The organism is Vibrio sp. JZG10 (assembly GCF_054064075.1).
Window position 1 is genome coordinate 23,198 of record NZ_JBSUGE010000009.1, and the last position, 13,928, is coordinate 37,125.

Consider the following 13,928-nt stretch of genomic DNA (forward strand, 5'->3'; position numbering starts at 1 on the left):
AATGGATAAATTAAGGTTTTGCTTTCCAGCTGACCTTTTGCTGCTTCACCAGTGCACCAGATAAAATACAGAGCACACCGCCTAAGCCTGCAAAGCGAATCGCAGATTGCGCTTGAGCTTCCACTTTAGGTTTTGCGTGGTACGCGATACCTAAACCAGCTACCGACATCATCACAAGATCGTTAGCGCCATCACCGACAGCAACCGTGTTGTGCTGCTCAATTTCGTATTCATCCGCCAACTCCACCAGGATATCTGACTTCATCTGCGCGGTAACCACATCGCCAAGTACGTTCCCCGTGAACTTACCATTAATGATTTCCAACTGATTAGAGCGAGCAAAATCTAAATCGACTTTATCTTTGATGTAATCCGAGAAGTAAGTAAAACCACCGGAAGCAATCGCTGTTTTCCAACCTAGTGCTTTTAACGTTGCGATTAACGCTTCAAAGTCCGGCATAAATAGCAATTGGGAACGAACTTGTTCAAGGATTGATTCATCAGCACCTTTGAGCTTGCCTACGCGTTGACGCAAACTTTGCTCAAAATCCAGTTCACCTTGCATCGCACGTTCAGTAACTTCTGCCACCTCATCCCCGACTCCGGCCAATTTTGCGATTTCATCAATACACTCTATCTGGATTGCCGTTGAGTCCATGTCAAATACGATCAAACCTTGGGTTGAGAGATCTGGAACTTCATTAAGCGAGGCGTAATCCAAGTTGAGGCTTTGTAAGATCGTTTCGTGTTGAGGGGTCAACTCTCCTGCCATCAAGGCGACTTCATATTGGCCAACTTTCCACGTTTCTAACACGGGGTTGTAGACACCTGTGAAGAAATCAATGTCTTCAAAATGACGTGGCGAAAGGTATTCTGCAAACACTATCCAGTTTGCTTTTGCTTTATCTAGTTGGGAGGCAAATCGAGTCTCAGGTAATCGTTTTAAAAGTGTCGTATGTTTTCTGATAGGCAAGCTTTTTGACGCGTCCATGTATATAATCCCTTATGACTTTGCTAAAACGTTACCTCAACAAACTAAAAAGGCAAGTCTTTGTTTTATTTTAAATGGATGAGTAAAGAGCATGAGTGAATCCTTGTTCTCAGTAAGGAATGCCCTAAGAATTCTGGCACTAATCCTACTGTGTGTGATGTTGTTTATCACGATCAAAAACAGTGTTGTGATCAGTAAGGGCAACGAGAAAATTCAAGCACAGCAGCTTGAGACACTCACCAAAGTTTTGATTTCACAGGCGTCTCTTTCTGCCAGTGAAATGATTTTGACCAAAGATCAAGAACGCTTACTTAAGCTGACAAACCAGCTAGCACAAGACCGTTTGGTGTTTGATGCGACAATATATGATGCACAAGGCGTACGTTTAGCGTCTAGTGAAGATGCGCTATCGGTACGCGAAGTTTTAGGCTTAGACACGCCTTTGGCAACAGCTTCCATTGGCCGCCAGCAGTTGGTTGAACCAGTATTTGCCGATGAAGCACTCATCGGTTTTGTTCGCGTTACCTTTGAGACAGGTCGTGTAACCGCGATTTCTGACCACCACTATCGTAAAAGTGATCGCTACATGTACATGATGGTGCTAATGAGTTTTGTGTGCGGCATGTTATTCATTATGATTTTACGTAGACAGCCTATCCGCCGTAAAAAAACGCAAAACCTACTGCTAACCAAATAGTCAGTCGGTAATCAACATCTAATACAAAAACAGCCCGCATTGTGCGGGCTGTTCTTTTAGTTCTTAATGTCAAGAAACTAAGATGACTCTTTGTCGCTTATTCTTCATCGCCTAGCAATACTGAATCTAGTGCGATTAGCATCATGTCGTTGAATGTTGTTTGACGCTCATCAGAAGTTGTTTGCTCACCCGTTTTGATGTGATCTGAAACCGTACAGATTGTCAGAGCTTTTGCACCGTATTCTGCCGCTACACCGTAAATACCCGCCGCTTCCATTTCAACACCAACAATGCCGTACTTGTCCATTACGTCGAACATTTCTGGATCAGGCGTGTAGAAAAGCTCCGCTGAAAATAGGTTACCGACTTTCACATCAATGCCACGTGCTTTTGCTGCGTCTTCTGCCGCGCGAACCATTTTGTAGTCTGCGATTGCTGCAAAGTCATGACCTTTAAAACGGATACGGTTCACTTTAGAATCCGTACACGCGCCCATGCCGATCACAACATCACGCACTTTGATGTCTTCGTTTACTGCGCCACAGCTACCAACACGGATAATTTTCTTCACGCCGAAGTCTTTAATTAGCTCCGTTGCGTAAATCGAGCATGATGGGATACCCATACCGTGGCCCATTACCGAGATCTTACGGCCTTTGTATGTGCCTGTGTAACCGAACATATTACGCACATCACACACTTGCACAACGTCTTCAAGGAAGGTTTCTGCGATGTATTTTGCACGTAGCGGGTCACCCGGCATCAGTACGACGTCTGCGAATGCACCCATTTCAGCATTGATATGTGGAGTTGCCATTTTCTTTTCCTTAACCTTTCTCTAGCGCTCCGCGCTTAAGGCGATATAAGCCAGAGTATTCTCATTTCCGACAAGCAGTACTTGCATACTGCAAACATAAAACTAGGAGCATTCAGCTCCTAGTTTTCAATATCCTAATTATAGGAAATTCTTACCGTAATCCATTGGAGAAGTACCGAAGTAGCTCGCCAATGTTTGGCCGATGTCTGCGAATGTTTCGCGGCGGCCAAGAGAGCCTGCTGGCACTTTTTGACCGTAAACCAATACTGGGATGTGCTCACGAGTATGGTCAGTACCTGGCCATGTTGGATCACAGCCGTGGTCTGCTGTTAGGATAAGCACGTCATCTTCACCCATCAGTTCTAGCACTTCATTGATGCGACTATCAAAGTACTCAAGCGCTGCAGCGTAACCCGCCACATCACGACGGTGACCGTAAGCTGAATCGAAGTCGACGAAGTTAGTGAATACGATGGTGTTATCAGCCGCTTCTTTGATCGCTTCTTTCGTTGCTTCAAATAGTGCTGGAATGCCTGTTGCTTTGGTTTTTTTAGTGATCCCGCAACCAGCATAAATATCTGAAATCTTACCGATGGAATGAACTTGACCACCCTTCTCATCAACTAACTTTTGTAAGATAGTCGCTGATGGTGGCTCTACAGATAGGTCACGACGGTTACCCGTACGCTCAAATTGACCTTTACCCGGGCCAATGAATGGGCGCGCGATTACACGGCCGATGTTGTAATCTTCTAGTTCTTCACGCGCAATTTGGCAAAGCTCTAGTAGACGATCCAGGCCAAATGTCTCTTCGTGACAGGCGATTTGGAATACAGAGTCCGCAGAGGTGTAGAAGATTGGCTGCCCAGTTTTCATGTGCTCTTCACCCAAGTCATCAAGAACTTGAGTACCAGATGCGTGGCAGTTACCTAGGAAACCGTCAAGACCAGCACGCTCAAGGATGCGATCCGTCAACTCTTTAGGGAAGCTGTTTGCTTTGTCTGTGAAGTAACCCCAGTCAAACAGAACGGGAACACCTGCGATTTCCCAGTGACCAGACGGCGTGTCTTTACCAGAAGAAAGCTCTGCTGCGTGGCCGTACGCACCGATGATTTCTGCTTCTGCGTCTAGGCCAGGAGCAAAGCGACCTGTTGATTCTTTGTGTGCCATTGCCAAACCTAACTTAGATAGGTTTGGAAGGCGAAGTGCGCCTTGACGTTGGTCGTTATCTGCTAAGCCTTTTTCGCATTGTTCTGCGATGTGGCCTAGTGTGTCTGAACCTACATCACCAAATTTCTCAGCGTCAGCGGTTGCACCAATACCGAATGAGTCTAGTACTAAAATAAATGCTCTTTTCATTGCTCGTTCCTTAGGCCCACTCGGCTTTTTATTATGGTTGAGTAGGCCTTGTGTAATTACTTGTTCTATTAAATATCTTCTGCACGAATTTGGCGGTAAACCTCTGGAGTTGGTGTGTACTCACCACCTACTTTGATTGCACTGCGCAGTGCTTTTGCCGCTTCTTCCCACTGCTCTTCACTGCGAGCGTGGATAACGGCAAGAGGTTTATCGCTATCTGCAACTTCACCCAAGCGGATGAACTCGTCGAAACCTACGGCATAGTCGATTTCATCAGTAGCAACACGGCGACCACCCCCCATAGCAACGACAGCCATGCCAATCGCACGCGTGTCCATTGCTGAAACAATGCCCGTTTCCGTCGCGTAAACAGGCTTGATGATTTCCGCTTTTTCTAGGTAGTTATCGTAGTTTTCTACGAAGTCTGCTGGGCCGCCAAGACCCGCAACCATCTTGCCGAAGCATGCTGCTGCTTTACCGTTGTCTAGTGCTTCCATCAACTTCGCACGTGCATCTTCTGTGTTCTCAGCCAGTTTGCCAAGTACCAGCATTTCTGCACAAGAAGCCATGGTGACTTCAAGTAGGCGTGGGTTACGGTATTCACCCGTTAGGAAACGAACCGCTTCACGAACTTCCACCGCATTACCTGCCGAAGAGGCCAATACTTGGTTCATGTCTGTCAAGATTGCAGTGGTCTTAGTACCCGCACCGTTTGCTACTGCAACGATTGATTTCGCTAGCTCTTCAGACGCTTCGTAAGTTGGCATGAATGCACCAGAGCCGACTTTAACGTCCATTACTAGCGACTCCAGACCCGCCGCCAATTTCTTAGAAAGAATGGAAGCCGTGATCAGAGAAATGTTGTCTACGGTTGCGGTAATATCACGAGTCGCGTAAACACGCTTATCCGCTGGAGCAAGGTCACCTGTTTGACCGATGATCGCCACACCTGCGTCTTTAGTTACTTGCCCAAACACATCGTTGCTTGGTGTGATGTTGTAGCCTGGAATAGACTCAAGCTTATCTAGCGTACCGCCTGTGTGGCCAAGACCACGGCCAGAGATCATTGGTACGAAACCGCCACATGCTGCCACCATAGGGCCAAGCATCAAAGACGTTACGTCACCCACACCGCCAGTAGAGTGTTTGTCGACAATTGGGCCACCAAAGTTCATGTGGCTCCAGTCGATAACCATGCCCGAATCACGCATTGCACACGTTAGGGCGATGCGCTCATCCATGGTCATTTCATTGAAGAAAATCGTCATAGCAAACGCCGCGATCTGACCTTCAGATACGGTGTTATTTGCTACGCCTTGAATAAAGAAGTTGATTTCGTCTGCGGTAAGTACTTCACCGTCACGTTTTTTACGAATGATTTCTTGTGGTAAATACATTAGTGCCTCCCATGCTCTCAGTGAGCCATGGTTAAGTAGGATAGAAGAGGTTTGGTAGCACCCGTTTAGGTGCTACCGTTCAGACATATTATTGGGATTAGTACGCTGCTGGATCAGCAGTTTCGTCTGTCACTTCTAATGTATTTAGTAGGTTAGTTAGCAGGCTAGACGCACCGAAACGGTAGTGACGGGCATCAACCCAGTTGTCACCTAGGATTTCGTCAGCCATTGCTAGGTATGCAGCTGCGTCTTCAGCAGTGCGCACACCACCTGCTGGTTTGAAACCAACAGTTTCTGCAACACCCATGTCGCGAATAACTTCAAGCATCATGCGTGCGTATTCTGGTGTTGCGTTTACTGGCACTTTACCAGTTGAAGTTTTAATGAAGTCAGCACCTGCTTCAATACAGATTTGAGATGCTTTCTTGATTAGTGCTTCTTCTTTTAGTTCACCCGTTTCGATGATCACTTTAAGAAGAATATCACCACAAGCCTCTTTACATTGCTTAACTAGTTCGAAGCCTACTTTCTCATCACCCGCCATTAGCGCGCGGTATGGGAAAACAACGTCAACTTCGTCTGCACCGTAAGCAACCGCCGCTTTTGTTTCAGCAACAGCGATTTCGATGTCGTCGTTACCGTGTGGGAAGTTCGTTACTGTTGCAATGCGAACCTCTGGCGTACCTTGCTCACGAAGTGTCTTCTTAGCAATAGGAATAAAGCGAGGGTAAATACAAATTGCAGCTGTGTTGCCTACTGCTGTTTTCGCGTCATGACATAATGAAATCACTTTTGCATCAGTGTCATCGTCATTCAACGTAGTTAGGTCCATAAGTTTAAGTGCACGTAGCGCTGCTGCTTTTAAATCGCTCATTTCTATCTCCGATCAATATTCAAAAAATTCACTACTCAGCCTTACATCACGTCTCTAACTATAATCAACAAGTCGAGACAATGTGAGTAAATGGCTAAACAGTCTATTAATGAACGGACTTGGTTCCCTGAAGACTCGGCATATACAGCGAAAATTTCATATGCCAATTGCTATCCTTGTCACCGCACAGTACCAGTTTGGCCTATGGCACAACAATCTATGATTGCGGTGTCTTTAATATCACATCACACAGCAAAACGCCTATTAGATCTGATATTGCTGGGCAAGTCATTTGCCCATCGATTATGTAATATTCATTACGTGATTAAGTATCAACCTTAACCACTATCCTGTGATTAATACATTATAGAGTTTCACCGCAAAACTGTAGCACCAAATAGAGCGCAAACGGTTTGTATCTCAAAATTTCCTAGCCCCTATTCCATCGGCTGCGTAACTCATAGACTGAGGTCGGCACCCGGTGAGATTTTGGAGCCCGAAAAACGAAAAATGCCCCGCAGCAATCTCTTGCTACAGGGCATGATGTAAAACGGCGTCTATATATTAAGAACCGATTCTAATTATAGTGCTGCAAGGCTTAAGCAGAAGCCTGCAATTGTCGCTGCCATAAGGTTAGACAACGTACCTGCAAGAACAGCTTTAACACCCATGCGAGCGATGTCACTACGACGGTTTGGTGCAAGGCTACCTAGACCACCAAGTAGAATCGCGATAGAAGAAAGGTTCGCGAAACCACATAGTGCGAATGAGATGATAGCTGTTGTCTTCTCAGACATTACTTCACCAGTTGCCGCGATTACTTGAGCGTTTTCACCTAGGTATGGTGTGAAGTTCAAGTAAGCAACGAATTCGTTCACTACGATTTTCTGACCGATGAATGAACCAGCAGTTACTGCTTCAGCCCATGGAACACCGATTAGGAATGCTAGTGGAGAGAATGCGTAACCTAGGATTAGCTCTAGCGTTAGTTCTGGCATGCCGAACCAACCACCGATGCCACCTAGCATACCGTTGATCAGCGCGATTAGACCAACGAATGCGATTAGCATTGCACCTACGTTAAGCGCAAGTTGTAGACCAGAAGCCGCACCGCCCGCTGCTGCGTCGATTACGTTTACTGGTTTGTCGTCGCCGCCGTCCATCGCTTCTTCGATACTTTCGTGAGGCTGGTCAGTCTCTGGGTGAAGGATTTTAGCGAATAGTAGACCACCTGGTGCCGCCATGAATGATGCTGCTACTAGGTACTCTAGTGGAACACCCATTGAAGCGTAGCCCGCTAGTACACCACCAGCAACAGAAGCTAGACCACCACACATTACCGCGAATAGCTCTGATTGAGTCATTTTTGGAACGAATGGACGAACAACTAGAGGTGCTTCTGTTTGACCTACGAAAATGTTTGCTGCTGCTGACATTGATTCCGCACGTGAAGTGCCCAGCGCTTTTTGTAGTGCGCCACCAAGAATCTTGATAACCCATTGCATAACGCCAATGTAGTAAAGAACTGAAATCAGTGCAGAGAAGAAGATCAGTGTAGGAAGAACACGGAATGCGAAGATGAAACCGCCGCCGCCGAATACTTCGAACATCTTGTCAGAAACAAGACCACCGAACAGGAATGATGAACCATCGTTACCGTAGTTGATAACGTTAGAAACACCTGAAGAGAAACCGTTTAGTAGATCACGGCCCCAAGGTACATACAGAACAAATGCACCTAATGCGAATTGGATAGCGAATGCGCCACCCACAGTTCTTAGATTGATAGCTTTTCGGTTATTAGAAAATGCCACTGCAATCGCAAGAAGCACTACCATACCGATTAGGCTCATAAACAGGCTCATAGTTTATGACTTCCTTATAAGTTATTTATTGGCGTGTTACAAAATGGAGCTATAAAGCGGGAGCAATTATACTCATGCAGAATCAATTAAAGTAATGCCAGCCTCACACTTTCCTATAAGATTCATGATTGATTCAGCCAGCTTTGTGAGTTAATTCACAATAAGCAGGAAAACGTTTTCTATTTCAAACCACATCTTTAGATTTTATTCACATATCGAGAAAGCAAAATTGCTATTTTTCCATAACTGAGAGGCAATCGATTGCTTTGAGCCGTTATGCAACTCTACGAGCTCATTAAAGACATGAATGAGTTTGGCTGGGTGATTCGACTCCCCTTGATATCCAAGTATAGGCATATCCGGTGCATCTGTTTCGATCACGAGATGTTTGAGTGGTAATTTTTGAATTGCGTCGCGCGTTTTCTTCGCTCTTGGGTAGGTGATGGTTCCTCCTACACCGATAAAAAAACCTATTTTGACCCACTCCATTGCTTGCTGATAACTCCCAGAGAAAGCATGTAGCACACCTCCCCGAGGGAGCTTCGCCGCTTTAACCATTTGAATAAGGCGATTGTGCGCTTTTCGGCTGTGTAAAATAACTGGGAGTTCGAAGCGTCTAGCCAGTTCAAATTGAACTTCAAGTGTCTTTTCTTGCAACTGTGGGTCAACATCAATGGCAAAATCTAGCCCACACTCTCCTATTGCCACGCACTGGGGAACATTTTGTTTTAGATAATGTTCCAATTCAGCAAAGTGCTGCTCGACGTTATCTTCAAGAAAATACGGATGAAACCCAAGGGCGTAATACAAATTGGCATGTTGATCTGCCAAGGTTTGAATACGAGCCCAGTTTTGAGGTCCCACTGAAGGAATCAGAATTCTTGTCACACCTTGCGTTTGAGCTAGCTGAAGTTGATGTGCAAAGTCACCTTGGAATACATCAAAGTCAAAGTGACAATGGGTATCAAAGAGCTTCATCTTGAGACTTTTTATCTGTACCGACAAACTGAGAATCAGAAAATAGCAGAGCTTCACTGTTCTCTTCATTTTGATGGGCAGGATCTTTTCGATACGGAACGCAGCTGCGTTTTTGATCGGGGGTTAGCCCCATCTCCTTGCACCAGTCGTCGTAACGCTTCAATCCTCGTTTAAACCAGTTCATATCTCATCCTTATAAAAAACGCCCTTGGCTAAGTTTATAGCCAAGGGCGTTTTAAAATCTAGTTTGCGTTAAAGCTTACCCAAACCGCTTTTTGATTAGTGCTCACGCGTCGCACGGAAATCAATATCAGGGAAACGCTCTTTCGCCAAGTTTAAGTTAACCATTGTTGGCGCAATATACGTTAAGTTATCACCACCATCCAATGCTAAATTTGCTTGGTTCTTACGTTGGAACTCATCCAGTTTCTTCGCATCATCACACTCAACCCAACGCGCAGTTGCAACGTTGATGCCTTCATAAATCGCTTCAACGTTATATTCAGACTTCAAACGAGCCACAACAACATCGAACTGAAGTACACCAACGGCACCAACGATCAGATCGTTGTTTTGTAGTGGACGGAATACCTGTACCGCACCTTCTTCTGATAGTTGCACCAAGCCTTTTAGTAGCTGTTTCTGCTTTAGTGGATCTTTCAGGCGAATACGACGGAACAGTTCCGGGGCGAAGTTCGGAATACCAGAGAACTTCAGTGACTCACCTTGAGTAAAGGTATCACCAATCTGGATAGTACCGTGGTTATGCAGACCAATGATATCACCCGCGTAAGCGTGTTCTGCACGTGAACGGTCACCCGCCATAAAGGTTACTGCATCAGAGATACTCACCTGCTTGCCAAGACGAACGTGGTTCATCTTCATACCCTGCGTGTAAGTACCCGATACAATACGCATGAATGCGATACGGTCACGGTGTTTCGGGTCCATGTTTGCTTGGATCTTGAATACGAAACCAGAGAACTTCTCTTCTGTCGCTTCAACTTCACGCTCAACCGCTTGACGCGTTTTCGGTGCTGGTGCCCACTCTGTTAGACCGTCTAGCATGTGGTCTACACCGAAGTTACCTAATGCGGTACCGAAGTAAACTGGCGTCAGGTCACCTGTTAAGAACATTTCCAAATCAAACTCAGGGCAAGCACCCATAACAAGCTCAAGCTCTTCTCGAACACTTTCCGCAAGGCCTGCACCGACTTTTTCATCAAGCTCTGGGTTATCTAGACCTTTGATGATTCGAACTTCTTGAATCTCATGACCGTGACCAGATTCGTATAAAATCGTTTCATCACGGTGAATGTGGTACACACCTTTAAACTCTTTACCACAGCCGATTGGCCACGTGATAGGCGCACACATCATGCCCAATTCGTTTTCTACTTCGTCCAATACTTCCATTGGATCACGAACGTCACGGTCAAGTTTGTTCATGAAGGTCACGATTGGCGTATCACGTAGACGGGTTACTTCCATCAACTTACGAGTACGATCCTCGACACCTTTCGCTGCATCGATAACCATCAAACACGAGTCGACTGCCGTTAGAGTACGATATGTATCTTCCGAGAAGTCTTCGTGTCCAGGAGTATCAAGTAGGTTTACCAGGCAATCATTGTAAGGGAACTGCATCACAGACGTGGTTACCGAGATACCACGTTCCTTTTCCATTTCCATCCAGTCTGATTTTGCGTGCTGTGCATTACCACGACCTTTAACCGTACCTGCTTTTTGAATCGCGTTTCCGAATAAAAGGACTTTTTCAGTAATGGTGGTTTTACCCGCATCCGGGTGAGAAATAATAGCGAACGTTCTACGTTTAGACACTTCGCTTAGAAAAGGTGTATTTGACATGAAACTGGTCTTCTTTGATGTCTGAATGCTTGCTCGAAAAGCAAACACGCTTTTTAGATTCAATATTGCGCGGTATTCTCGCTTATTATTGCCTCAGGGGCAACTGATCGCTTTAGGGGCGACTTCCCTAATGGGATGCGTTAACGTTAGTGAAAGAAGAGATAACTCATGATGATCGCATCTTCTTTTCCCGTGCCAGTTTTCGCAGGGTAATAGTTATGACGTCGATCAACTTCATTGAATCCAGCTTGTTCATAAATATAAATAGCAGGCTTATTACTCTCTCGCACCTCAAGCCAAGCACTCTCCGCTTTTGATTGCTCACAATGTTCTAAGAACGCATCCAACAGTTTTTGACCATAGCCTTTACCCTGAAGATGCGGCGCGATAGCAATATTCAGCAACGTAACTTCACCGACAATATTCTGCGCATAGAAGTAGCCAATCACCATCTCGCCATCGAGCATCACATGATGACATGCTCCACGGCTGGATAAATCACGTACCAAAGACTCTGCCCACGGATGCGAGTGTGCTTGCTGCTCAATTTGCCAAACTTGATCTAAGTGCTCAGCGCACATTGGTAAGATTTTAGTTGTCATTATTTACCTAGGGGTTCATGTGCAATACCAATTGCAGTAAAACGGGGATTAATGCTTATTTGCTCGAATTGTTGTAAGAACAAATCTGTTGCCAAAGTGCACGTTTTTGTTGGGTATTCCCATCCACATCTTGCAACAATGGCGATGTCAATTGTTTAGTGTCAGGCAATACTTCGGCTTCACACCCTGCAAACCAAACCCACTCAAGCTCGTGCTGGCCAAGTAATGGAAATCGCTCTGGCTCAATATGTAACGCTTGGTCAAGCGTTAACTTCATACTCTTTAGGATGTTTTCAAACAAAACCGCCGTCTCATTCTCTGGACATACCGGAGAGATCAACAGGAGTTTGCAAGAACTTTGCAAATCGATTTTTGGCGATTGGTAACCTGCCAATCTATCTGGGTGTACCAGCTCCCATGTGCTGATGCCCATTTCGTGTAAATACTGTTTCTCGTTAATTGACATTTTCCGTCACCTATTTGAACGAGGGCAATCCTAACAAATAATCGTGATTATACCTAAAGGACTTCAAGGAACACCTCAATACATTGGAATGATTGAACTGTTCTGCCTATGACAATGGCCACACCGTAGGTATAACATATGAGGTACATTATGAAATTCTTACCTACACTGCTGCTTTGCGCACTGGTAGCCACCACCAGCATGAGTGTTTTTGCTAATAGCAGCGATGAGTGGGAGCTGATTGCAACGAAAACCGTCAAATTCCAAACAGAAACGGATACCGTGACACCAAATAGCCTATTTCGAAATCGCAGCTTCAGTAAAATTAAACTGAAATGTGTGCAGGGCACGGTAGACATTAACGACTTAAAAGTCGTGATGACGGACGGTAGTGAGAAAAAGCTAACCTCTATGGGTGTGCTAACAAGTGGATTATCGACTCGTGCATGGAGCCTTCCTGGCTCAAAAGAAGCGAAGCTAAAACAGATTGAAATGACTTACAGCAGTTGGGGCAGCAGAAAACTCAATGTTTTAGGGCTAAGTAAGAAAGCAAAAATAGAGGTTTGGGGTAAGAAGAAAAGTGACCAGTCATCCTAATCTCCCTATCTCAGTTTTCAATGAACTAAGAAAGAAGCCCACTGAGTTAGTGGGCTTCTTTCATTTACAGCTCAGAGAACTCTGGCGCGTAATCTATGCGTCCGGAGAGTCCGGCACATTGACCTTCGACCAATTCTGCGATACGAAATGCACCTTTAGGAACATCCCAAGCGCATTCGAATCCCATCTCGTCGCATGATTGAAAGCCCTGGCGCGCGTAATAATCAGGATCGCCCAACACCACACACACTGGATAGCCAAAATCACGCAATGAATCAAAACCTTCTTTGATCAACTCTGCAGCGATGCCTTGGCGACGGTAATCTTCATGAACAGCCAATGGCGCCAGCCCTTGCCACGACAAATCTTCACCATTTAAGGTCACTGGGCTAAATAAAGCATGGCCTATCACCTCTCCCTCATCTGTACACGCGACTAAGGAAAGTGTGAATTTGCTGTTTTCGCGCAAACGCATCACAAGCTTAGCTTCAGCTTCCGTCGGGAAGGCGTGTTTCAATAAGCGGTCAATGGTAAGAATGTCCGCAGGGGCTTCAGTTCGAATAAGCATTCGCTACTCCGGTTGGTTGTGCAGGCGCTTGAACTCCTTTCTGAACAAAATCAGCCAATTGATTCAAAGCGACTTGCATTGCTTTCGGTAACTGCTCTAAGTCGACACTGTCCATTAAGTTTTTCACTTCTAAGCCAAGCTCAGTATCGCCTTCAATTGAAAGGCGACGTTGGAAGAACAGTGTGTCAGGGTCTTCTTTACGACCAGCAATCAGTACTAGGTCGTTTAGATTACCACTAAAACTCACATCTTCCTGAACTGGTTTTTCAGCTACCACTAATTTTTCGTCTTGATAGCTGATGTACCATGCTAAGTTCAAGTCTTTAATCGCAACTTTTAACCACTTGTCTTCAAGGAACTCAAAGTCACCATCTTCCAAGGCTTCTTTAAACACCATTTTTAGCCCTTCCAGCAATGCTTTTTGCTGAATTGGCTGTGGTAATAACTGGACTGGAGAACGCAAAATGTTAGCTGCGTTCTTTACTAGTTGACTGCGAATCTTGTTTAACACGTTCATTATCCGTTACTTTGTCATTAGGTTGCCTATATTAAGCAATCGTGGCAATGAGATTACTGTTATGTATCAATAAAGTGCTTATTTTAGATTGGTGGATTATTGTTCACTAACGCTTCTTTTTTTGAAGTTACGTGTATTATTGATGCGAACAGGTGGATAAACACTTTTACAACCGTATTTTCAAAGTTATAGTTATCTGAGCGTATCCATGTGATTGTCGACTGTAAAGTTAAAACCGCGAGCCCTTTAATGGCAAGCGATACTGGACTTGATAGTAGACCGCCGCAGGCTTATCAGGGTGTCGCTTTTTATACACGGACGAATAATCTGG

The 13,928-nt window shown here is 45.1% G+C and carries 15 protein-coding genes; 2 read left to right on the plus strand and 13 right to left on the minus strand.

Annotation, left to right across the window (positions count from 1 at the left end):
- Nucleotides 1-10: 10 nt before the first annotated feature.
- Nucleotides 11-991, minus strand: a complete 981-nt coding sequence (gene serB, locus ACWYVB_RS11790) for a phosphoserine phosphatase (RefSeq protein WP_395222236.1) — start codon at nucleotides 989-991, stop codon at nucleotides 11-13.
- 91 nt (nucleotides 992-1,082) lie between these two features.
- On the opposite strand from serB, the gene ACWYVB_RS11795 reads away from it, so the two are divergent.
- On the plus strand, nucleotides 1,083-1,688 hold the full coding sequence (locus ACWYVB_RS11795; RefSeq protein WP_104969748.1) for a YtjB family periplasmic protein: 606 nt from the start codon (nucleotides 1,083-1,085) through the stop codon (nucleotides 1,686-1,688).
- A 97-nt stretch (nucleotides 1,689-1,785) separates the two neighbouring features.
- Here the strand turns inward: ACWYVB_RS11795 and deoD are convergent, their stop codons facing one another.
- From deoD to ACWYVB_RS11845, 10 genes are all read right to left on the minus strand, one after another.
- Nucleotides 1,786-2,505: a purine-nucleoside phosphorylase gene (gene deoD / locus ACWYVB_RS11800; protein WP_006742381.1), complete on the minus strand. Its 720-nt coding sequence runs from the start codon at nucleotides 2,503-2,505 to the stop codon at nucleotides 1,786-1,788.
- 138 nt (nucleotides 2,506-2,643) lie between these two features.
- A complete protein-coding gene (locus ACWYVB_RS11805; protein ID WP_395222237.1) occupies nucleotides 2,644-3,864 on the minus strand; it encodes a phosphopentomutase in 1,221 nt (406 codons plus the stop codon).
- A gap of 68 nt (nucleotides 3,865-3,932) precedes the next feature.
- Nucleotides 3,933-5,261: a thymidine phosphorylase gene (deoA, locus tag ACWYVB_RS11810; protein ID WP_048625940.1), complete on the minus strand. Its 1,329-nt coding sequence runs from the start codon at nucleotides 5,259-5,261 to the stop codon at nucleotides 3,933-3,935.
- A gap of 97 nt (nucleotides 5,262-5,358) precedes the next feature.
- Nucleotides 5,359-6,135 (minus strand): deoxyribose-phosphate aldolase, encoded by a 777-nt coding sequence (gene deoC / locus ACWYVB_RS11815; protein WP_006742378.1) that lies wholly within the window; start codon nucleotides 6,133-6,135, stop codon nucleotides 5,359-5,361.
- A 581-nt stretch (nucleotides 6,136-6,716) separates the two neighbouring features.
- The gene (locus ACWYVB_RS11820) at nucleotides 6,717-8,000 is read right to left on the minus strand and encodes a NupC/NupG family nucleoside CNT transporter (protein ID WP_006742377.1); all 1,284 of its coding nucleotides are present in this window, start codon (nucleotides 7,998-8,000) and stop codon (nucleotides 6,717-6,719) included.
- 204 nt (nucleotides 8,001-8,204) lie between these two features.
- Nucleotides 8,205-8,978: a TatD family hydrolase gene (locus tag ACWYVB_RS11825; RefSeq protein ID WP_395222238.1), complete on the minus strand. Its 774-nt coding sequence runs from the start codon at nucleotides 8,976-8,978 to the stop codon at nucleotides 8,205-8,207.
- The gene (locus ACWYVB_RS11830) at nucleotides 8,965-9,162 is read right to left on the minus strand and encodes a DUF5363 family protein (protein WP_046875042.1); all 198 of its coding nucleotides are present in this window, start codon (nucleotides 9,160-9,162) and stop codon (nucleotides 8,965-8,967) included. The genes ACWYVB_RS11825 and ACWYVB_RS11830 overlap by 14 nt, the downstream gene beginning before the upstream one ends.
- A gap of 95 nt (nucleotides 9,163-9,257) precedes the next feature.
- Nucleotides 9,258-10,847 carry a peptide chain release factor 3 gene (gene prfC, locus ACWYVB_RS11835; RefSeq protein ID WP_012841453.1) on the minus strand — a complete coding sequence of 530 codons (1,590 nt, stop codon included), beginning with the start codon at nucleotides 10,845-10,847 and terminating at the stop codon, nucleotides 9,258-9,260.
- Between the two features lie 146 nt (nucleotides 10,848-10,993).
- Nucleotides 10,994-11,449, minus strand: coding sequence for a ribosomal protein S18-alanine N-acetyltransferase (gene rimI / locus ACWYVB_RS11840; protein ID WP_005394641.1), 456 nt, complete (start codon nucleotides 11,447-11,449; stop codon nucleotides 10,994-10,996).
- Nucleotides 11,450-11,504: 55 nt separating this feature from the next.
- Nucleotides 11,505-11,915, minus strand: a complete 411-nt coding sequence (locus tag ACWYVB_RS11845) for a DNA polymerase III subunit psi (protein ID WP_047008945.1) — start codon at nucleotides 11,913-11,915, stop codon at nucleotides 11,505-11,507.
- A 150-nt stretch (nucleotides 11,916-12,065) separates the two neighbouring features.
- On the opposite strand from ACWYVB_RS11845, the gene ACWYVB_RS11850 reads away from it, so the two are divergent.
- Entirely contained in the window at nucleotides 12,066-12,512 is a 447-nt protein-coding gene (locus tag ACWYVB_RS11850; protein WP_012841451.1) for a hypothetical protein, read from the plus strand.
- Between the two features lie 64 nt (nucleotides 12,513-12,576).
- Here the strand turns inward: ACWYVB_RS11850 and ACWYVB_RS11855 are convergent, their stop codons facing one another.
- Together ACWYVB_RS11855 and ubiT are read right to left on the minus strand one after the other, a co-directional pair.
- Nucleotides 12,577-13,080 carry a GNAT family N-acetyltransferase gene (locus ACWYVB_RS11855; RefSeq protein ID WP_104970909.1) on the minus strand — a complete coding sequence of 168 codons (504 nt, stop codon included), beginning with the start codon at nucleotides 13,078-13,080 and terminating at the stop codon, nucleotides 12,577-12,579.
- Entirely contained in the window at nucleotides 13,064-13,591 is a 528-nt protein-coding gene (ubiT, locus tag ACWYVB_RS11860) for a ubiquinone anaerobic biosynthesis accessory factor UbiT (protein ID WP_005394645.1), read from the minus strand. The genes ACWYVB_RS11855 and ubiT overlap by 17 nt, the downstream gene beginning before the upstream one ends.
- Between the last annotated feature and the right edge of the window lie 337 nt (nucleotides 13,592-13,928).

Bases quoted from the DNA above. Each gene is read 5' to 3' on its own strand.
- ACWYVB_RS11820 (WP_006742377.1), bottom strand. From the start codon at position 8,000: ATGAGCCTGTTTATGAGCCTAATCGGTATGGTAGTGCTTCTTGCGATT.
- prfC (WP_012841453.1), bottom strand. From the start codon at position 10,847: ATGTCAAATACACCTTTTCTAAGCGAAGTGTCTAAACGTAGAACGTTC.
- deoC (WP_006742378.1), bottom strand. From the start codon at position 6,135: ATGAGCGATTTAAAAGCAGCAGCGCTACGTGCACTTAAACTTATGGAC.
- deoA (WP_048625940.1), bottom strand. From the start codon at position 5,261: ATGTATTTACCACAAGAAATCATTCGTAAAAAACGTGACGGTGAAGTA.
- ACWYVB_RS11850 (WP_012841451.1), top strand. From the start codon at position 12,066: ATGAAATTCTTACCTACACTGCTGCTTTGCGCACTGGTAGCCACCACC.
- ACWYVB_RS11830 (WP_046875042.1), bottom strand. From the start codon at position 9,162: ATGAACTGGTTTAAACGAGGATTGAAGCGTTACGACGACTGGTGCAAG.
- serB (WP_395222236.1), bottom strand. From the start codon at position 991: ATGGACGCGTCAAAAAGCTTGCCTATCAGAAAACATACGACACTTTTA.
- ACWYVB_RS11805 (WP_395222237.1), bottom strand. From the start codon at position 3,864: ATGAAAAGAGCATTTATTTTAGTACTAGACTCATTCGGTATTGGTGCA.
- ACWYVB_RS11845 (WP_047008945.1), bottom strand. From the start codon at position 11,915: ATGTCAATTAACGAGAAACAGTATTTACACGAAATGGGCATCAGCACA.
- ACWYVB_RS11795 (WP_104969748.1), top strand. From the start codon at position 1,083: ATGAGTGAATCCTTGTTCTCAGTAAGGAATGCCCTAAGAATTCTGGCA.
- rimI (WP_005394641.1), bottom strand. From the start codon at position 11,449: ATGACAACTAAAATCTTACCAATGTGCGCTGAGCACTTAGATCAAGTT.
- ACWYVB_RS11855 (WP_104970909.1), bottom strand. From the start codon at position 13,080: ATGCTTATTCGAACTGAAGCCCCTGCGGACATTCTTACCATTGACCGC.
- ACWYVB_RS11825 (WP_395222238.1), bottom strand. From the start codon at position 8,978: ATGAAGCTCTTTGATACCCATTGTCACTTTGACTTTGATGTATTCCAA.
- deoD (WP_006742381.1), bottom strand. From the start codon at position 2,505: ATGGCAACTCCACATATCAATGCTGAAATGGGTGCATTCGCAGACGTC.